The sequence below is a fragment of the Curvibacter sp. PAE-UM genome (genome assembly GCF_001432305.1).
In the GTDB taxonomy this organism is placed as follows: Bacteria; Pseudomonadota; Gammaproteobacteria; order Burkholderiales; family Burkholderiaceae_C; genus Hylemonella.
Genome location: NZ_KQ483358.1, coordinates 16,444 through 34,922 on the forward strand (window position 1 = coordinate 16,444; position 18,479 = coordinate 34,922).

An 18,479-nucleotide genomic window follows, 5' to 3' on the forward strand; every position below is an offset into this window, starting at 1 on the left:
TGCGCGCGCACCAGCATGCAGCAGCGCATGCCCATGGAACGCACACAACAGGAGTCCTCATGAAACGTCACCCCTACCTGCCCGACCCCCGGCCCCAAGGGGCGCTCGGACTCGGACACCAGTACTACTGGGTCGCGAACGCGCATGAAGTGGACATGTCCATCGCACCGCCCGCACCGGTGCCCGCGCGCATCGCGGCGCAGCCGCAAAACGTGGTGCTGGACCTGCGGCGCACGGCCATCGTCATCATTGATCTGCAGAACGACTTCTGCGCCAAGGGCGGCTGGGTCGATTCGCTGGGCCTGGACTACACGGCCGACCGCACGCCCATCGAGCCCTTGCAAAAACTGCTGCCCGCGCTGCGCACGGCCGGTGTGCCCGTGATCTGGGTGAACTGGGGCAACCGCCCCGACCTGGCCAATATGCCGCCCAACCAGATCCACCTCTACGACAACGGCGGCGCCGGTGTCGGCCTGGGTTACCCGCTGCCCGGTGGTGGCGGCAATGTGCTGGAGAAAGATTCCTGGGCCGCGGCCGTGGTCGACGAGCTCAAGCCGATTGAGGGCGACTACTGCGTGGACAAACACCGCATCAGCGGCTTCTGGGACACACCCCTGGACAGCATGCTCAAGAACCTGGGCATCAAGAGCATCCTGTTCGCGGGCTGCAACACCGACCAGTGCGTGCTGCACACCCTGACCGACGCGAACTTCCTGGGTTATGGCTGCGTCATGCTGGAAGACTGCTGCGCCACCAGCTCGCCCGCCTTCTGCGCCGAGGCCACGGTCTGGAACGTGAAGAAGTGCTTCGGCTTCGTGACCGACTCCACGCAGGTGCTGCAGGCGCTGCCCAAGTGATGCACGCATCGTCATCGCCCTCCGGTGCCTTCGTGCCCGGGCCGCGCGTGCTGCGCGAGCCCACGGGCACGGGGGTGCTGGACGGGCAACGGGTTGCCGTCAAGGACCTGATAGCTGTGGGCGGCACACCCAGCACCTGCGGCAACCCCGACTGGACGGCCAGCCATGCGGTGCCGGTGGACGATGCGCCCTGCGTAGCCGCCTTGCGCGCTGCGGGCGCGCGCATCGTCGGCAAGACCGTCACCGACGAACTCGCTTTCAGCCTGGAAGGCGAGAACGCCTTCCACGGCACACCACGCAACCCGGCCGCGCCGGACCGTCTGCCCGGCGGTTCCTCCAGCGGCTCCGCCGTGGCCGTGGCCAACGCTGAGGCCGATCTCGCCCTGGGTACCGACACCGGCGGCTCGGTGCGTGTGCCGGCTTCCTTCTGCGGTGTGCACGCCATGCGGCCCACCCACGGCCGCATCTCGCTGGCCGGCGTGCTGCCCTTTGCCGAGAGCTACGACACCGTGGGCTGGTTCGCGCGTGATGCGACGCTCCTGCGCGCCGCCGGCCACGTGCTGCTCGGCACGCGGCACCATATTGCAACCCGGCCCCGGCCCCTGCGCCTGTGTCTGGCCGAAGACGCGCTGGCCCTGGCCGAGCCCGCGGTGGCGCAGGCCCTGCGCGCCTGGGCCCAGGCGAACGGCATCACTGAAAGACGCCAGGCCTTTGTGCGGCCCTGGCGTGAAGTGCAGGAGGCCTACTCCCTGCTGCAGGGGCTTGAAATCCAGGCGACCCTGGGCCCCTGGATACGCGAACGACGACCGACCTTCGGGCCGGCCATTGCGCCGCGCTTCGCCGGCGCGATGGCGCTGGACCGTGCCCTGGACGCGCCGTGGCGACGCTGGCGTGATGAGATGAAAAGCGAACTCGTGGCGCGCATCGGGCCGGACGAAGCCTGGCTGCTGCCCGCCGCGCCCGGTGTGGCCCTGCCACGCAATGCCAGCGGTGAACAGCGCGGTGCTTTTTATGAACGGGCCCTGGCCCTGGGCGCCCTGGCAGGGCACGCTGGCCTGCCGCAGATCGTGCTGCCGCTCTTGCAGGTGGAGGGCCTGCCCGTGGGTCTCTCCTTCATCGCCGGCCCGGGGCAGGACGAAAGCCTGCTGGACCTGGCCCTGGCGCTCTCGCCCACAAAGGAGTGATGGCTGTGACATCGCGTTCACCTGGCCGCACAACGGCCCGCAAGGAAACGCCCGCCAAGCGGGACCCGGCGGCCGCACGTGCGCGCCTGCTGCAGGCCGCCGTGGACGAATTCTCGGCGCACGGTTACAGCGGTGCGCGCACCGAGCGCATTGCGCGGAGCGCCGGCACCAATATCCGCATGCTCTACCACTACTTCGGCGGCAAGGATGCGCTCTACGTCGTGGTGCTGGAGACGGTGCTGGCCGATCTGCGGCACGATGAACTGCAGCTTGACGCCGAAGCCCTGCCCCCGATGGAGGGCTTGCTGTGCATCTTCGATTTCGTGGCCGGCCACTTTGCCGCCCACCCCCAGCTGCGCAAGCTGCTGGCCTTCGAGAACTTGAACGAAGCCCGGCACCTGGCGCGCTCGGACCGGATACCGGAGATGGCCACGCCGGTGCTGAACCTGATCCGCAAGCTGCTGGCACGCGGCGCGGCCACGGGCGAGGTGCGCAAGGGCGTGGACGCCCTGCACCTCTACGTGGCCATGGTCAGCCTGTCCTACTACGGCCGCGCCCATGCGTACACCCTCACACGCATCTTCAACAAGGACTTGCAAAAGCCTGCCTGGCAACGCGCGCACCTGAAACTCACCCGCGCCATGGTCGAGGCTTACCTCAGACCCGATGACTGAACGGGCGGTGAACATCAGCGCCTCACCTCGCGCTGGAAGATTTCCAGGCTCAGCTTCTTGGTGCGGATGAAACTGGGCTCGGAGAGCGTCTCCACCGTGCGCGGGCGCGCATCGTTGTAGGGCAGGATCTCGGCCACCTTGGTGGGCCGCTTGGTCAGCAGCAGCACCTGATCGGCCAGGTAGACCGCTTCTTCCAGATCGTGCGAGACCAGCAGCATGGTGGTGCCGGTCTGCATGAAAACTTCCTGCAGCTTCTCGCGGATGAAGAGCGTCATCTCGAAGTCCAGCGCCGAGAAGGGTTCGTCCAGGAACAGCACCTCGGGCTTGGGCGCCAGGGCCCGCATGATGGAAGCCGTCTGCTGCTGGCCGCCCGAGAGTTCGTAGGGGTAGCGGTTCAGGTCGAACTTGACGTCGAAGCTGGCCACCAGCTCGGCCATGCGCCGGTCCACCTCGGCCTTGCTCTTGCCTTCGAGCTTGAGCGGGTAGGCGATGTTGTCGATGGTGCGCATCCAGGGGAACATCGCCTCGCGGTAGTTCTGGAAGACGTAGCCGATCTTGGTGTCCTTGAGCGATTTGCCGTCGAACAGGATCTCGCCGCTGTCGATGGGGATGAGCCCGGCGATCATGTTGATCAGCGTGGACTTGCCGCAGCCGTTGGGCCCGAAGACCGAAACGATCTTGCCCTTGGGGATGTCGAGGTCGAAGTTCTCGTACAGCGGCCAGCCCGCGAAATACTTGGTCAGGCCGCGGATGGTGATGTGGGTGCCGGCCGGGCCGGGCTTGAAGGGCGGCACCGGCACGTCGGCCACCACGGGGGCATTCAGGACTGTGCTCATCTGCCACTCCAGTGCACGATTCTTCGTTCAGCGACGAGAAACAAAATATTCAGCGCGTAACCCAGCACACCCGCGGCCAGGATGGACGCGTACATGTCACGCACATTCATGACCTGCTGCGAGTTGATGATGCGGTTGCCCAGGCCACTGTCGGAGCCGATGAACATCTCGGCCACGATCACGATCACCAGGGCCATGGAGACCGCCGAGCGCAGGCCCACGAAGCTGGGCTGCAGGCTCTCCCACACCAGCACGTCCTTGAAGATCTGCCAGCGCGAAGCCCCCATGACCTTGGCTGCCATCACCCGCTGCTTGCGCGCGTTGATCACACCATAGGCGCTGTTGAAGACCACGATCAGCAGTGCACCGAAGGCGGCGATGGCCACCTTGTTGATGTCCGATACGCCGAAGATCATCAGGAACAGCGGGATCAGCGCCGACGACGGCGTGGAGCGGAAGAAGTCGATCAGGAACTCCACGCTGCGGTAGGCCTTCTCGGCGCTGCCCAGCACCACGCCCAGGGGCACCCCCACCACAGCCGCGATCAGGAAGGCCTGCGCGGTGCGCCACAGCGTGACGGCAAAGTCCTTGAGCAGCGGGCCACCGGCCAGGCCGTTGATCAGCGTGGTCACGGTCTCGGCCGGGGGCGGCAGCAGGATGGCCTTGATGGCGCCGAAGCGCACCGTGAGGTCCCAGACGATGAAAAGCAGCACCGGCCCGATGAAAGGCAGGGCCTTGCCCCAGGCGATCTTGCGAGGGGCTGTGGCCGCGGGCGCGGCCGCCGTCCATGGGGCGGCCGTTGCGGGCGCGCTGGCTGAGCTGGAGTCCGCCATCGTGCTCACCCCTTGTAAAGCATGCTGTCGACCATGAGGCGCGAGGAGAAGATGCCCTTCTCGGCGAACAGATCGAAGAACTTCTGGAAGTGGGCCACGTCAGCCGGCTTGAACTCGTTGTACATCATGTAGGCCGCCAGCGGCACTTCTGCCGTCAACGCGCCTTCGATGGCGGTGTAGCCCTTGAGGTACTGGCGCGCTTCCACGTTCTGCGCGCGCACATAGGCCACGCCCTTGCCGTAGGCGGCGATGAACTTCTTCGCCTCTTCGGGGTGCTTCTTGATGAAGGCCGACGACAGCGAGGCCGAGCCGCCGAACCAGGGCGCCATGGCGTCGCCCAGCACGTATTTCGAGATCACGCCGGCTTCGAGCACACGCGTGGTGCCGTTCAGGCGGCCGATGGTGCCCGTGGGCTCCAGGGTGTAGCAGCCGTCGAGCTGGCCGGCAGCGAGTGCGGCCACGTGCTGGCCGATGGGCAGCTCCACCACGGTGGCGCCGGTGGCACCGCCGCGCTCCAGCACGGTCTTGGCCAGGGTCACGTTCTGGATGCCGGGGCCGGAGCCGATGCGCTTGCCCTTGAGGTCGGCCAGGGTCTTGGCCGGGCTGGCGGCCGGCACGATGATTTCGTCCAGCACGTTTTTCACGTTGCTGGGGTTGGAGCAGAAAATCTTGAAGGTGCCCGGCGCGGCCAGTTCACCGATGGCGATGTTGGCCGAACCCGTGCCGTTGGATGTGCCGTCGGCGCGGTCGGACAGCACCGCTTCCATCACCTGCTGGGCTCCGGCGAAACGCAGGGCCTCCACGTCCAGGCCAGCTTCCTTGAAGTAGCCCTTTTCGATCGCCGCGTAGAACGGCAGGCCGGCCGCGATGGGCCAGTAACCGATGCGGATCTTGGGGCCGCTCTGCGCGCGCACCAGGGCCGGTGCGCCCAGCGCGGCCAGCGCGAGGCCGGCGCCGCCCGCCTGCATGAGCTTGCGGCGCGTGGTGGTGGCGGACAGGGAAGTGAGGGTCTGGTCTTTCATGGAGCGCTCCTGCTAGGGGTTAAGGGAAGGGATGGGTATGAGGAGCCTGCGCCACCTGGAGCGAAGCCAGGTAGGCGCGCCAGCCGCCGAAATGGGTGATGTCCAAAGCGCCGGTCAGGGCCTGCGCCTCGCACAGGAAACCCTGCACGCTGCTGCCGTCGGCCAGCTGCAAGGTGCCGATGCCCAGCGGCGCGGGCACCAGGGCGACGAAGGAACCGTAGTGCTCGACGGGCATCTCCCAGAGCTCAAGCTTGATGCGCGCGCCCTGCCCCGGCGCCACCCGCAGCAGGCCGGGTTTGGGTGGCACGGTGCCGGCCAGGGCATAGAAGCGGTAGTCGGGCGCGGTCTCGGTGGCCGCGAGCAGGCATGCACCGCGCTCGGTGAGCTGGCTGTTGAGCGGCATGCCCGAGAGGTGCGCGCCCACCACGGCCACTTTCACCGTGGCGCGGGGGCGGATGCCGGGGATGGCGGCGGGTGCGGGCAATCGCTCGCCGATGGCGCCCTGCGTCAGACCGGTGGCATGATGAAAACGCTGGCCCAGCTCGGCCAGCTGCCAGTCGCTGGCGCAGGGGCCGATCAGCGTGATGCCGAAGGGCAGGCCGTCCTTGCGAATGCAGCTGGGCACCGACAGCGCCGCGTAGTCCAGCAGGTTGACGAAGTTGGTATAGGCGCCCAGGTTGCGGTTGAGCACCACCGGGTCGGCCTGCATCTGCGCGATGGTGTAGTGCGTGGGCGCGGTGGGCACGCACATCAGGTCCATGCCCTTCCAGACCTCGGCAGCACGCTGGCCCAGGACGCGCAGCTGCGTCTGTGCTTCATACAGGTCGGCCGCGCTGTAGGCCTTGCCCTTGCCGATGATGCTGCGCACCGGCTCCATGACCTCGTCTTCGTGCGCGTCGAAGAAGGGGCGGATAGCGGCGTAACGCTCGGCCACCAGCGCGCTCTCGTACAGCAGCGTGGCGGACTGTGAAAACGGCGAGAAGTCGATACGCACCTCCACGCCACCCAGCGCGCGCAGTTGCGCCCTCGCCTCCTTGAAGGCTGCCTCGGCCAGCGCGTCACCGTAAAACTCCAGCTGGTCCGGCACACCAAAACGGAAGGCCGCGGGGAAAGGCTGCGTGGCCATGTCGAGCTCACGCGAGTACGGGTCCAAGGGGTCGTAACCGCGTGCAGCCTCCAGCACCTGCGCCGCCAGGCCCACGCTGCGCGCGAAGATGGAGATACAGTCCACACTCTGCGCGGCGGGCAGCACACCACGTGTGCTGATGAGCCCCTTGGAAGGCTTGAGGCCGACGATGTTGTTCAGGCCCGCGGGCACCCGGCCCGAGCCGGCGGTGTCCGTGCCCAGCGAGAAGTCGGCCTGCCCGGTGGCCACCACGTAGGCCGAGCCGGAACTGGAGCCGCCGGATACATAGAGAGGATCGAAGGCATTGGGCACCGGCCCCCAGGGCGAACGCGTGCCGTTCAGGCCGCAGGCGAACTGGTCCAGGTTGGTCTTGCCCAGCAGCGATGCACCGGCGGCGAGCAGCTTGTGCACCACGACGGAATGCGCGGCGGGCTGGAAAGCAAAGGCCTCGCAGGCGGCCGTGGTGCGCAGGCCGGCCGCGTCGATGTTGTCCTTGACCGCAAAACGCAGACCACTCAGCGGCCCGGCCCCACCCGGCAACGCCGTCTCAAAACGGGAGATCCAGGCTTGTGCCGCAGCAGCGGGCTGGGCCTGACGTTCGGCACCGTGTACTGGGTTTGTGGGTTGCACCATCTTGCTGCATTCGATCTTGTATACATGTAGACATGCAACATGTATGCCAATGAACACAGATGGTTTTGCCGTTCGTCTTGTATGGAAAAACGAGCAAGATGGATGCGGCGGGCCGCGCCATGGAGGCTCCGCACCGCTCGGACTGAGCCTGTGTGAGGCTTAACGCTTGACGAAGATCGCCTTGCCTTGAACCGTCTTGGCTGTGACAGGAACAGCGTAGAAGTATTTGGTTCCGTAACCACCAACTGCAGTTGTAGTTCTTTCACCAGCAGAAACCAAAAGCACGCCGTTTGCTCCGAGTTTGGCTGCCTGCTGTTTTAGTTCGCCAATCGCATAGTCCATGGAACCTTGCTCCGTCCAACCCGCATCGCTCGATGCGTTAACCAGCCCAATCACTTCAAAATCAGCGGGCGGTTCAAGATAGACAGTGACTTGCTCCGGGACAAGCGGGGTTCTTGTCGTCCCTGTCACGATGGCGGATCCAGAGGCACAACCTCCCAATATGAGAAGAACCAGAGCAGATAGGAACAAACTTGAACGGCATTGCATCATGTTCTCCTCCTGGAAAAATAAATTACCAATGTCTGCTAGCTTGAAACAAACATCAAGTGGTCTCTTGTAAGGTTCACGCCTTCGTTTGTCTCAAACCTCTTACTGGAACGCCACTTCCGCGAAACTCCGCAGCTTGCGGCTGTGCAGCTGGTTCATGCCGGCCAGTCTTAGCAGCTCCAGCGCGCGGATGCCGATGCGCAGGTGCTGGTCCACGCGCTCGCGGTAGAAGTGGTTGGCCATGCCGGGCAGCTTGATCTCGCCGTGCAGGGGCTTGTCGCTCACGCACAGCAGGGTGCCGTAGGGCACGCGGAAGCGGAAGCCGTTGGCGGCAATCGTCGCACTCTCCATGTCCAGGGCCACGGCACGGCTCTGGCTGAAGCGGCGCTGGGGCTGGTTGTCGGGCAGCAGCTCCCAGTTGCGGTTGTCGGTGGTGGCCACCGTGCCGGTGCGCATGATCTGCTTGAGTTCCGCGCCGTGCAGGCCGGTCACCTCGGCCACGGCCTGCTCCAGCGCGACCTGCACCTCGGCCAGCGCGGGAATGGGCACCCACAGCGGCAGCTCTTCGTCCAGCACATGGTCTTCGCGCACATAGGCGTGGGCCAGCACGTAGTCGCCCAGCTGCTGGCCGTTGCGCAGGCCAGCGCAGTGGCCCAGCATCAGCCAGGCGTGCGGGCGCAGCACGGCGATGTGGTCGGTGATGTTCTTGGCATTGGCCGGGCCCACGCCGATGTTGACCATGGTGATGCCGTTGCCGTCGGGGCGCACCAGGTGGTAGGCCGGCATCTGCGGCAGGCGCGGCGGCGCCTTGCCGTTCGCATCCCCCGGCTGCGCGGTTTCACCCGCACGGCGTGTCACCACATTGCCGGGTTCGATGAAGGCGCTGTACTCGCTCTTTGTGTCCTGCATGAGTTCATGGCCCAGGCGGATGAACTCGTCGATATAAAACTGGTAGTTGGTGAAGAGCACGAAGTTCTGGAAGTGCTCGGGCACCGTGCCCGTGTAGTGGCGCAGGCGGTGCAGCGAATAGTCCATGCGCTGCGCGGTGAAAAGCGACAGCGGGAAGGGCCGGCCGGGCTGCGGCTCGTAGGTGCCGTTGGCGATGCCGTCGTCCATGGCGCCCAGGTCGGGCAGGTCGAACCAGTCGCGCATCATCTGCCGGCGCCCGGCGCTGAGTTCGCCCTCGATGTGCTCGTTCTCGGCGAAGGAGAAATGCACGGGGATGGGCTGCTTGCTGGTGGTCACTTCCAGCGTCACGCCGTGGTTGAGCAGCAGCAGGCGGAACTGTTCCAGGTAATAGTTGTTGAACAGGTCGGGCCGCGTGAGCGTGGTCTCGAACACACCGGGCCCCGCCACGAAGCCGTAGCTCAGGCGCTCCTTCGCACCGGCCGGCTGGCGCAGCACGGTCTCGGTCCGGATGCGCACCAGGGGGTAGAAGGCGCGCACCGGGCCGGCGCTGTCGTCCCCGGCCACAAAACGCTGCATGCCCGCGCGCAGGTGGGTGATGCTGCTGTCATAGATGCGGCGCACATGGGCCAGGGCGGCGGCGGCATCGGTGAACTCTTGCGGGGCAATGAGGGGCGGTAGGTGGTGCATACGGAAACATTGTGCCTCGGTCGCATGACACTTGGTACCGCACGGCCAGTTCAGGCCGCGGGCTTGGGCACCGTGTAACGCAGCTCGGCAAAACCGGTGCCGACCTGGCGCACGGACGCCAGCTTCAGCGGCGGGCTGGTGAGCCGGCGCGGGAACAGGGGCTTGCCTTGGCCCAGCGTGACCGAAGCCACCTGCACGATCATCTCGTCCAGCAGGCCAGCATCAAAAAACTGCCCCGCCAGATCGCCTCCGCCCACCACCCAGAGGTTCTTGCCGCCCGCGGCCTTGAGCATGGCCGCATGCACGGGGCGCACATCACCCTGCACGAAATGCAGGTTGGCGCCGGGGATGGCCGGCAGCTTGCGGCTGGAGAAGATCCACGTGGGCTGCGCATAGGGCCAGGGCGATCCGGTCTCAGCCGTCACGGTCTGCGCATGGGACAACATCCACTCGTAGGTGGACGAGCCCATGGCCAGGGCGCCGACTTCGGCGATGAAGGTCGGGTAGCTCGTGTCGTTCACATTGCCCAGGGGGAACAGCCACTCCAGGGAGTTGTCTTCGGTAGCGATGAAGCCGTCCAGGCTGGTGGCGGTGTAGTACTGGGTTGTCATGGAAAAGAAGTTCAACGGCCGCTAGCTCTGGTCTGCTGGAATGACTTGCCAGCAGGGGTCGCCGCAAGCAGCAGCTTGACGGCTCCAATTGCAAGCAAAACTTGCGCAGGCCAAAGAATGAATGGGGCAAATTGCATTACGACAAAGCTGCCTCCACCACCTTCAACAGTTGATGCGAGAAGACGAGCAACTACATGGAGGCAGGTCAGGACAATGCCCACCAGAAAGGCCCCTCTCCCAGGAATTGGCGAAGGAACGCGTTCGGGAAGATTTGACGCACGGAAAAACCACGCAGTCACGACAGCTGCTGGCAGGTATGTCAGGACCAGCGCAACAAGGTTGGGCAAGATCGGGGGAGACTCCTTCAGCATCGCGCCCAAGAAGCCACGAAATAAAGTGAGCACGATCTCACCGCCTATTGGAAAAAAAGCAACCAGCAAAAATGTGAAGCCCCAGAACGCGATCGTCATATTTCTCACCCTTTAACGTAAAGTGGACCGCAGAATCGGCCCGTTTAGGCTCCCAAGCTCTCGACTTTATTGGGCACCCTTTACCCAACCAGGCCTGTTGAACAAAATCAAAGCAAGCAACAGCCCGGCAAAGATTGTGAAAGATTCTAGGAAGCCACTCATCCTGGGCCTATCCCCCAAAAGGGTCATCCCACCACAGACCTAACCCTCAAACTGCGGATGCAACTGCCGTATCCGCCCCAGGGCCAGCGCCGCAGCAGCCGTGCGTGTCTCCACACCCAGCTTGGCGTAAACGCGCTCCAGGTGTTTCTTGACCGTCATGGGGCTGCTGCCCAGGATGTCGCCGATGTCGCGGTTGATCTTGCCCTTGATCACCCAGTAGAGCACCTCGGCCTCCTTGGCGGTGAGGCGGAAGCTCAGGGAGATGGCTTCGATGACGGTTTCGTCCGAGGCCTCCTGCATGATGAGCAGCCAGTCGCCGCCGGCTTCGGGCGCGCTGGCGTCGTCGTTGCGCTGGTGCAGGCGGAAGGTCAGGCGTTTGGCGCCCTGCTCTACCGAGAGGCGCGGCGGCTCGGCCAGGGTTTCGCCGCGCGCCAGCACTTCGGCCAGATGCGCCACGCCGCGGTGCAGCCAGGACAGCACGGGCTCGGGCACGTTGGGGCCGCTGGCGCCGTAATAACGCTGCAGCAGCTCACGCGCCAGCGGGGTCTGCCACATGAGGCGACCGTCACCCAGGCGCACGGTGATGCTGGCGTAACCGAAGGCGTCGAGCGCGTTGCGGGCCTGGCGCCGCTCGCGTGCGCCCTGCAGGTGCACCTGCATGCGGGCGAGCACTTCCTTCGGCCTTATCGGTTTGGTCACGTAGTCGGTGCCGCCGGCTTCCAGCGCGGCCACCAGGTGCTCGGTCTCGGTCAGGCCCGTCATGAAGATGATGGGGATGTGGGCGGTGGCAGCATTGGCCTTGAGGCGGCGCGCGACCTCGAAGCCGTCCATGCCGGGCATCATGGCGTCGAGCAGCACGATGTCGGGGCGGGCCTGCGCGGCGCGCTGCAGGGCCGAGGCGCCGTCCAGCGCCACCAGCACGGTGCAACCTGATTCGTCCAGCGCGTCGTGCAGCAGGGAGAGGTTGTCGGGCACGTCGTCGACGATGAGCACCACGTCGCTCTGCGCGCGGTTCAGGGCCTGGTCCAGGGTGTCGTTCATGTCTTTTCCGGGCTGGTGTCCAGCAAGGCAAGTATGGCGTCGAAACGGTAGGCCCGCGCCAAGCCGCGCACCTGCTCCACCCAGCTGTGGTGCGCTGGGCTTTCGGCCTCGATCTCGTCGAGCAGACGCACGATGCCGCGGTAATAGCCCAGGCTGGTGTGCTCGCGCAGCTCGGCCAGGAACTCGGCGCGCGGGGGCAGCAGGGGCCCGGGCGGTGCGGGCGGCGCTTCGGGGGGCAGCACACGCTCGGTCCACTGCAGCTGCAGGCGCTGTTCCAGCCAGTCGAGCAGCTCGCTATGGCGGATCGGTTTGGTGATGAAGTCCGCCGGGGTGATGCCCACGTCGTTGTCCAGGCCCTTGTCGAAGGCGTTGGCCGAGACCACGGCCACGGGCAGCCTGGCCCCGCCGTTCAGACGGCGCAGGCGGCGTATGGTTTCCCAGCCGTCGATGCCGGGCATGGCCAGGTCCATGAAAACGGCGTCGGGGCGGTAACCCGCGGCCAGCAGGTCCAGCGCGTCGTGCCCGCTCGCGGCGGTGCGCAGCACGAAACCCAGGGGCACCAGCAGCTGGGTGAGCATCTCGCGGTCGGGTTCTTCGTTGTCCACCACCAGCACGTGGCGGCGTGCGCCGGCGTAACCGCGGCGCGGCGGTTTGGCCGCTACGGGTTTGGCGGAAGGCAGCGCGGCATGCACCTCGGGCAGGAAGAGCTTGACGTGGAAAACCGAGCCCAGGCCCGGTGTGCTCTGCACGGTGAGCTCGCCACCCATGAGGTCGGTGAGCATCTTGGCAATGGTCAGGCCCAGGCCGGCGCCGGGTGTGCCCTGGGCGGAGGCGGTGCGCGTGAAGGGTTCGAAGAGGCGGTCCACGTCCTGCAGGGTCATGCCGGGGCCGGTGTCGCGGATGTCGATGTGGGCCATCTCTCGCGCGTAACGCAGCTGGAAGGTCACCTCGCCCTGGGCCGTGAACTTGATGGCGTTGCCCAGCAGGTTGATGAGGATCTGGCGCACGCGTTTCTCGTCGGCACGCACACGCTCGGGCAGCACGGACAGGGGCGCAAAACGGAAGGCCAGGCCCTTGGCCGCGGCCTGCAGCTCGAACATGGCGGCCAGCTCGTGCACGGTGTCGGCGAAGGCCATGGGTTTGACGTCCAGCGTGAGCTTGCCCGATTCGATGCGCGCCAGGTCCAGCGTGCCTTCGATCAGCGAGAGCAGATGTTCACCCCCGCGGCGGATCACCTGCACCGCGTGCTTGCGGTGCTTGGGCACCTGCGGGTCTTCGCCCATCAGTTGCGCATAACCCAGGATGCTGTTGAGCGGCGTGCGCAGCTCGTGGCTGATGGCGCTGATGTAGCGGCTCTTGGCCTGGTTGGCCTGCTCGGCCTGATGCTGGGCGCGTTCGGCCGTGCGGCGCGCGTCCTGCAGGGCGGCGTCGGTCTGCTGGTGCAACTCAATCTCTCGCATCAGCAGGGCGGTCTGGCGGTTGGATTCCTCTTGCGCCACCTGGCGGCTCTTGTGCGCCAGCACCACCCACCAGGCCGCCATGCCCGCGATGAGCAGCAGGGCCATATAGGTCTTGAGGAAACCACCGCGCAATGCAGCCTGCATGAAAGCGGGCAGTTCGCTGTCGGCATAGACGTGCATCAGGGCCTGCAGCTCCTGCTGATAGAACAGGCCGAAGACCCCCGCCAGCAGCGGCACGGTGACCAGCATGAGCAGCAGGAAATGCGCCAGGCCCGAATCCAGATAGGGCCAGAGGCTGCGCGGCAGCAGGCGCTGCAACATGCCTATCCACTGGGCCGAGAGGCTGGCCTGGGGTTTGCACAGATCGCCGCAGCGCGCGTCCAGCGTGCAGCAGAGCGAGCAGATGGGCCCCTGGTAGGCGGGGCAGTGGGCCATGTCCGGGCCTTCGTATTCGCCCTCGCAGATCACGCAACGGCGCACGCCGTAGCGGGCGTAGGGGCCTGCGTTGGCCTGGGCCTCGGGAGCCAGCTCGCTCTGCCGCGCGATGTAATAACGCCCGCGTGTGGCCCAGGCGATCAGCGGCGCGGCGATGAAGGCCGTGCCCAGCGCGATCACGGCCGAAAAGGCCTGGGCCAGCGGGCCGAAGAGACCCAGGTGCGCCGTGACCGAGAGAATGGAGGCCAGCACCATGGCGCCCACGCCCACGGGGTTGATGTCGTAGAGATGCGCGCGCTTGAACTCGATGCCCTTGGGCGACAGGCCCAGGGGTTTGTTGACCACCAGGTCGGCCACCACGGCCATCATCCAGGCGATGGCGATGTTGCTGTACAGGCCCAGCACGTCGCCCAGGGCCTGGAAGACGTTCATCTCCATCAGCATGAAGGCGATCAGCGTGTTGAACACCACCCACACCACGCGCCCCGGGTGGCTGTGCGTGAGGCGCGAGAAGAAGTTGCTCCAGGCGAGGGACCCCGCATAGGCGTTGGTGACGTTGATCTTGAGCTGCGAGATCACCACGAACAGGGCCGTCGCCGCCACGGCCCAGCCGTAGTTGGGGAAGACGTATTCATAAGCGGCCAGGTACATCTGGTTCGGGTCCACCGCGCGCTCGACGGGAACGGCGTGCGTGATGGCCAGGTAGGCCAGCAGCGCCCCGCCCAGCATCTTGACCACGCCCAGCAGCACCCAGCCCGGCCCGCCTGCCATGACGCCGAACCACCAGCGCTTGCGGTTGGCTTCCGTGCGGGCCGGCATGAAACGCAGGTAGTCGGCCTGCTCGCCCATCTGCGTGATGAGGGCAATGCCCACCGTGAGGGCAGCACCAAAGAGGGGCAAGGCGAAGTCGGAAGACGCCCCTTTCTCCCCCTTGTAGTGCACCACGCCCGAAAACGCATCCGGGTCCAGGGCCAGCACAAAGGCAAAGGGCACGACCAGCATGAGCAGCCACAGCGGCTGGGTCCAGACCTGCAGCCGGCTGATGGCCGAGACCCCGTGCGTGACCAGGGGGATGACGACCAGCGCACAGATGAGGTAACCCCAGCGCGGCGGAATGTCCAGCGCCAGCTCCAGCGCATAGGCCATGACGGCCGCCTCCAGCGCGAAGAAGATGAAGGTGAAGCTGGCATAGATCAGCGAGGTGATGGTGGAGCCGATGTAGCCGAAACCCGCGCCGCGCGTGAGCAAGTCCATGTCCACCCCGTAACGCGCGGCATAGACGCTGATGGGCCAGCCCGCCAGGAAGATGATGAGCCCCGTGGCCAGGATGGCCCAGAAGGCATTGGCCCAGCCGTACTGCACCAGCAGCGTGGCGCCCACCGCCTCCAGGATCAGGAAGGAGGCCGCGCCGAAGGCCGTGTTGGCCACCCGCCATTCGCTCCACTTGCGGAAACGCTGCGGCGTGTAACGCAGCGCGTAGTCCTCCATGGTCTCGCGCGCCACCCAGCTGTTGTAGTCGCGCCGGATCTTGACGATGGACTGCACGGCGGCCGTGGTATGCGGCGGCGCAGCAAGGTCAGCGGATGGGGATTCCGGGGCGTTCATGCCCCGGGAGAGTGCAGATTCCGTGCCATGCCCCGGGGTGGGGCGGGATGGCGCCAATGTTCCGGTTCAGCGGCGGCACCGTCCGCTGCAAGCATTTGTCAGGCGTCCGTATGCCCCTGGCGCCGCAGGACCACATGCGTGGCTTTCTCCGACGCGACGAACTGCACGCATTCGTATCCCTGAGCGCGCATATCCACCCCCTCAAACAGTCGCTCTCCCCGGCCCAGCAGGACCGGCGAGATGGCGATGTGCAGCTCATCGATGAGGCCCGCACGAAGATATTGCTGGATGGTGTTGGCTCCGCCGCCTATGCGCACGTCCTTGCCCCTGGCGGCCTCGCGCGCCCGGTCCAGCGCCTCGTGTATGCCGCCCGTGACGAAGTGGAAGGTCGTGCCACCTTCCATCTCGATGGACTCGCGTGCGTGATGCGTCAGGATGAACGTGGGAACGTGATAGGGCGGGCTGTCGCCCCACCAGCCCTTCCAGCTCATGTCGGGCCAGGGACCGCGTACCGGTCCGAACATGTTTCTTCCGAGTATCCAGGCGCCAACATTCTGAAAGCCACGGGCGGCGAAATCATCGTCAACCCCGGTCGCACCGTCTTTGCCGAACAAGGCCCGTTGCAAGGTGCGTGTTGGGAACAGCCACTGGTGCAGATCCGTCCCGCCGATGCCGAGCGGGTTATTTAGGTCTTGATCCGGACCCGCTCCGTAGCCGTCGAGCGAGATGGTGAAGCCTTCAACGCGAACTCGTGTCATCGTTTGCCTCCGTTTAGCGCTTGACTGAAGTTAAGCATCAATCAGATGTCCACACCTTGTGGAAATTGGTGCCGCGCCAGAGATAGACAAAACTCGACTTCTCATCAAAAAACCCCACGATAGAGTCGTTTTCGATTCGAAAGACTGTTGCCTCACCAGGCCGGCACCAGTCGTACCCCATGTCCCGTTCTCGGCACACAATATTAAAAACGCCCTTTGGCTGCTCATCGATGCCTATGGAAGTCAGGCTTTGAACTTCCCATCGATCCAAGACCAGATGTCTAGGGACGCCATCAGAGCGTCCAAAGGTAACGACCAGCCCTAAACGTTTTTCATCCTTACTCACCAGCAGCCTTGCGACATCCGGAAAGCCATCGCCATTGAAGTCACCACTCACACCTAAGTATTGGACTGGCGACCGATTCCGAAATTCTTGATACATCGTCAATTCGGAAGGCCGTGGCATACGCCACCCTTCCGGAATGGGTGGTGTCTTCGCAAGCAGCGAGGGCGCCAACGCCAGTAGTCCCGCAAAAAAAAGGAGTTTGCGCATGATGATTAACGTCGGAGTTGACCGGCACGCAATGGCATTGCGCCGCGAGACGTATGCTTCCGCGCACGGCTCGCGGCGCAATGCCGCTGCGTGTGCACGTCGAACGACCTATTAGAGCTCACGCTCGACATCTTGCCTCCCAGAACTGGTTGTTGAATCGGGGCAGCGACTCCAGGTGTGCAAACTGTTCCTGGAACTGTGCGCGCACGTCGGAAAGATCGACCGACTGCGCTAAAGAGAAGACACACGTATTGGCGAGTGCGTAAACGAATTTCGTCATGCCCGAAGACGACAACGGGTCATGTGTAAACCCCATCGATCCGATTGGGAAAGAAGCTGAAACAGGAACCGGGATGGGATAGCGGGTCTCCATGTACCCCTTGTTCAGAGCCTCGACGAGCGAATGTCCAAGGTAGCCGTCGTAGCCGTCACGCCTGATTCTTTCGATGTCAGAAAGCCCGAGCGCACTCAGCTCTTCCAGCATTGACTCGAACTTGTGGCCATAGCCCATTGCAAGCCGATTCACAGCCGATCGAGCCGCGGGCAGCGGGAGGTGTTCATACTCGGAATGACGGTGGTAAAGGAGAACAGCCTTCAGGACCTTTTCCACGCCCATGATCTCGCTGAATCGCGCGTTGTCTTCGAAGGCGACGTCGTCGCTGTCAAAGGCGAACAGGAGATCGCAGAGGCCCCGATAGAGCCAGGTTTTCGCCACGCGATCCCGGTGCATGCTCGTGAACTCTAACTTGATATAAGCCGCAAATCTGTCGGCATCACAAAGTTCATGGCGCCTCCCGTGATGTGTTCTAAGTGCCTGATTTATATCAGCCTTCCCCCGACTCACCTAGCCCCTGTGTGCCCCCACACCGAGCTGACCTAGCCACGTCGCTTGAGCACGGACCCCAGAATCTCTCGCGCCTGTTGCAGACATTCGTCAAACGACTGCTGGAAGTCCAGCGCATCGATGGCCTCGAATTCCGCCCGGGCCAGCGCCATCCGCTCCTGCAGACGGTGCAGGAAAGCCGCGCCATGTCGCACGAAGAAGGGACTGCCTTCGGCAATCGCCGCCGGCTCCAGGGAGGCCACGGCACACAGATCGAACAGGTCTCGCGCCTTGGCCTGGTCGCCCCGAAACCACATCTTCTTGGCGATGATCTCCGCGCTGCGCTCCACCTTGATCTCGCGCCCGGCGTGCTTCACCACCTCGTAGGGCTGCGCTGTCAGGGCCGTGCCGACCACGATATCGATCTCGCCCTGCGGCAGGTAGAACTTGATGAACTCGGCGTTCTCTTCGTAGTCCGCGCTTACCGCCTCGGCCACATCGCTGAGCCTGGGGTTCACATAACCCAAGTACTGCGGGTCGGGCACGAAGAGGTCGATGTCCTTGCTGAGCCGGTGTCCGTGGCGCAGCATGAGCACGGTGCCACCGCCAAAGGTCCACAGCGGCTGATGCACCATGCCTTCCAGATGCGTCATCAGGCCGAGCGCCTGGGGCCAGAGTTCACGCCAGACGCCGGGGCGGTTCAGGTCTAGTTTGCTCATGTCCACAAATCCCGCGCGCTCTTGAAGCCACGCGCCAGTTCACGCATCTGCGTCCAGACCTCGGCACGCGGCACACCCTCTTGCGCATGCAGTTGCTCCACCACGGCCGCCAGCAGGGCGGGCGTGGCCTCGTCCAGCAGGGTGGCCACGTGCGGCTGGAAGGCGGACGGCACGCGGCCCTGCAGCAGGGCCGCGCGCAGCACGCTGGCCGTGAGCGGCTGGCGGTAGCTCACGCTGGCGCTGCGCGCTGCGAGTTCCAGCGCCGGGGTCTTGCCCACCGTCGGCTGCGGCGCCACCGTGACGGACAGACCCAGCACACCCAGCAGACGGCTCACGCGCACAAGGCTCAGATCCTGGAGGCTGGCCGCTTCCAGCTGGTTGACCGTGGCGCGCGACAGGCCGCTGAGCCGCGCCAGCGCGGCCTGCGTGAGGCCCATGTCGGCGCGACGGGTGCGGACGACGGTGCTGAGTTCGGCCAAGGTAGACATGGCAACACTCTAGGACAGGCCATGACAAATGTCAAATATATTTG

At 65.1% G+C, this 18,479-nt stretch carries 18 protein-coding genes; 3 read left to right on the forward strand and 15 right to left on the reverse strand.

Annotated features, from left to right (window positions below):
* Positions 1 to 59: 59 nt before the first annotated feature.
* Genes AO057_RS00095 through AO057_RS00105 form a run of 3 tightly spaced genes read left to right on the forward strand, consistent with a single transcriptional unit; the run spans position 60 to position 2,715 of the window.
* Positions 60 to 857 (forward strand): cysteine hydrolase family protein, encoded by a 798-nt coding sequence (locus tag AO057_RS00095; RefSeq protein ID WP_057673709.1) that lies wholly within the window; start codon positions 60 to 62, stop codon positions 855 to 857.
* Positions 857 to 2,041 (forward strand): amidase, encoded by a 1,185-nt coding sequence (locus AO057_RS00100; protein ID WP_057673710.1) that lies wholly within the window; start codon positions 857 to 859, stop codon positions 2,039 to 2,041. The genes AO057_RS00095 and AO057_RS00100 overlap by 1 nt, the downstream gene beginning before the upstream one ends.
* A gap of 5 nt (positions 2,042 to 2,046) precedes the next feature.
* Complete coding sequence (locus AO057_RS00105; protein ID WP_240480700.1) at positions 2,047 to 2,715, forward strand: TetR/AcrR family transcriptional regulator; 669 nt, start codon at positions 2,047 to 2,049, stop codon at positions 2,713 to 2,715.
* A gap of 14 nt (positions 2,716 to 2,729) precedes the next feature.
* Here AO057_RS00105 and AO057_RS00110 read toward each other — a convergent pair whose 3' ends face one another.
* The 15 genes from AO057_RS00110 to AO057_RS00165 form a co-directional block, all read right to left on the reverse strand.
* Positions 2,730 to 3,551: an ABC transporter ATP-binding protein gene (locus AO057_RS00110; RefSeq protein WP_057673712.1), complete on the reverse strand. Its 822-nt coding sequence runs from the start codon at positions 3,549 to 3,551 to the stop codon at positions 2,730 to 2,732.
* Entirely contained in the window at positions 3,548 to 4,384 is an 837-nt protein-coding gene (locus tag AO057_RS00115) for an ABC transporter permease (RefSeq protein WP_057673713.1), read from the reverse strand. The genes AO057_RS00110 and AO057_RS00115 overlap by 4 nt, the downstream gene beginning before the upstream one ends.
* 5 nt (positions 4,385 to 4,389) lie before the next feature.
* On the reverse strand, positions 4,390 to 5,406 hold the full coding sequence (locus tag AO057_RS00120; protein WP_057673714.1) for an ABC transporter substrate-binding protein: 1,017 nt from the start codon (positions 5,404 to 5,406) through the stop codon (positions 4,390 to 4,392).
* A 19-nt stretch (positions 5,407 to 5,425) separates the two neighbouring features.
* On the reverse strand, positions 5,426 to 7,165 hold the full coding sequence (gene atzF / locus AO057_RS00125) for an allophanate hydrolase (protein WP_057673715.1): 1,740 nt from the start codon (positions 7,163 to 7,165) through the stop codon (positions 5,426 to 5,428).
* A gap of 159 nt (positions 7,166 to 7,324) precedes the next feature.
* A complete protein-coding gene (locus AO057_RS17310; RefSeq protein ID WP_205629984.1) occupies positions 7,325 to 7,717 on the reverse strand; it encodes a hypothetical protein in 393 nt (130 codons plus the stop codon).
* Between the two features lie 99 nt (positions 7,718 to 7,816).
* Complete coding sequence (locus AO057_RS00130) at positions 7,817 to 9,310, reverse strand: AMP nucleosidase (protein ID WP_057673716.1); 1,494 nt, start codon at positions 9,308 to 9,310, stop codon at positions 7,817 to 7,819.
* 50 nt (positions 9,311 to 9,360) lie between these two features.
* The gene (locus AO057_RS00135) at positions 9,361 to 9,921 is read right to left on the reverse strand and encodes a dihydrofolate reductase family protein (RefSeq protein WP_057677109.1); all 561 of its coding nucleotides are present in this window, start codon (positions 9,919 to 9,921) and stop codon (positions 9,361 to 9,363) included.
* An 11-nt stretch (positions 9,922 to 9,932) separates the two neighbouring features.
* A complete protein-coding gene (locus AO057_RS17640; protein WP_156404437.1) occupies positions 9,933 to 10,391 on the reverse strand; it encodes a hypothetical protein in 459 nt (152 codons plus the stop codon).
* Between the two features lie 201 nt (positions 10,392 to 10,592).
* On the reverse strand, positions 10,593 to 11,594 hold the full coding sequence (locus tag AO057_RS00140; protein WP_057673717.1) for a response regulator: 1,002 nt from the start codon (positions 11,592 to 11,594) through the stop codon (positions 10,593 to 10,595).
* Positions 11,591 to 15,094, reverse strand: coding sequence for a hybrid sensor histidine kinase/response regulator (locus tag AO057_RS00145; RefSeq protein ID WP_057673718.1), 3,504 nt, complete (start codon positions 15,092 to 15,094; stop codon positions 11,591 to 11,593). Before AO057_RS00145 ends, AO057_RS00140 begins: the two co-directional genes overlap by 4 nt.
* 98 nt (positions 15,095 to 15,192) lie before the next feature.
* Positions 15,193 to 15,852, reverse strand: a complete 660-nt coding sequence (locus AO057_RS00150) for a dihydrofolate reductase family protein (RefSeq protein ID WP_057673719.1) — start codon at positions 15,850 to 15,852, stop codon at positions 15,193 to 15,195.
* A gap of 37 nt (positions 15,853 to 15,889) precedes the next feature.
* Complete coding sequence (locus tag AO057_RS17645; protein WP_156404438.1) at positions 15,890 to 16,405, reverse strand: hypothetical protein; 516 nt, start codon at positions 16,403 to 16,405, stop codon at positions 15,890 to 15,892.
* A gap of 118 nt (positions 16,406 to 16,523) precedes the next feature.
* The gene (locus tag AO057_RS00155) at positions 16,524 to 17,135 is read right to left on the reverse strand and encodes a hypothetical protein (RefSeq protein ID WP_057673720.1); all 612 of its coding nucleotides are present in this window, start codon (positions 17,133 to 17,135) and stop codon (positions 16,524 to 16,526) included.
* A gap of 146 nt (positions 17,136 to 17,281) precedes the next feature.
* Positions 17,282 to 17,947, reverse strand: a complete 666-nt coding sequence (locus tag AO057_RS00160; protein ID WP_057673721.1) for a nucleotidyl transferase AbiEii/AbiGii toxin family protein — start codon at positions 17,945 to 17,947, stop codon at positions 17,282 to 17,284.
* On the reverse strand, positions 17,944 to 18,435 hold the full coding sequence (locus AO057_RS00165) for a helix-turn-helix transcriptional regulator (RefSeq protein ID WP_057673722.1): 492 nt from the start codon (positions 18,433 to 18,435) through the stop codon (positions 17,944 to 17,946). Before AO057_RS00165 ends, AO057_RS00160 begins: the two co-directional genes overlap by 4 nt.
* Between the last annotated feature and the right edge of the window lie 44 nt (positions 18,436 to 18,479).